Annotated in this window: 1 protein-coding gene; it reads right to left on the reverse strand. The window is 76.6% G+C overall.

The features are described from left to right. On the reverse strand, nt 1–629 hold a 629-nt coding region (locus ACSNOK_RS33350), incomplete at its 3' end, for a LysR family transcriptional regulator (RefSeq protein WP_436784525.1). Between the last annotated feature and the right edge of the window lie 111 nt (nt 630–740).

Here is a 740-nt window from a genome sequence, read left to right on the forward strand (position 1 = left end):
GCCCAGGGGTGGGTGGGGGCGGTGACCAGGACGAGGCGGTCGTGGCCGATGACGGCGCCGTCGAGGCCCGGGGGCACCTCCAGGCCCTCGACGAAGCCGAGGTCGGCCCGGCCCGCGAGGAGGCGGTCCGCGACGGCCGCCGAGTTGCCGGCGAACAGCGAGACGGCCGTCCCCGGCCGTTCCGCGCGCAGCGTGATGAGCCAGCCGGGCAGCAGGTATTCGGCGATGGTCATGCTCGCCGCGACGCGCAGCCGCGAGTCCCGGCGGACGCGCAGGGCCTGGGCCCCGGCGTCGAAGGCCTCGGCCGCCTCGACGATCCGGCGCGCCCAGTCCGTCACGAGGACGCCCGCCGGGGTGAGCCGGGAGCCGCGCGGCGAGCGTTCGACGAGGGCGACGCCCAGCATGCGTTCCATGCCGCGGAGCCGTCCGCTGGCGGCGGGCTGGGTGATGCCCAGTTCGCGGGCCGCGCGGCCGAGACTGCCCAGCCGGGCGACGGCGAGGAGCAGTTCGAGGGCGGCGAGGTCGGGGACGCGCTCCGCGACCGGCCGGGCGGAGCCGGACGGCGGCGGGTCCGCCGGCCGCAAGACGCCCCTCGGTGGGTCCGTGGGCGGGTCCGTCGGCTGAGTCATAAGTCCAGGTTATGTGGTCATAGGGACGGAGTCTCTGGTTCGGCGGGACCGGCCGGGCCACCGTGGAGGCATGAGCACGGTCGGTTCCCTTTCTCCCGCCCCCACCCCCGC

The sequence above is a fragment of the Streptomyces sp. URMC 126 genome (assembly GCF_051386555.1).
Classification (GTDB): domain Bacteria; phylum Actinomycetota; class Actinomycetes; order Streptomycetales; family Streptomycetaceae; genus Streptomyces.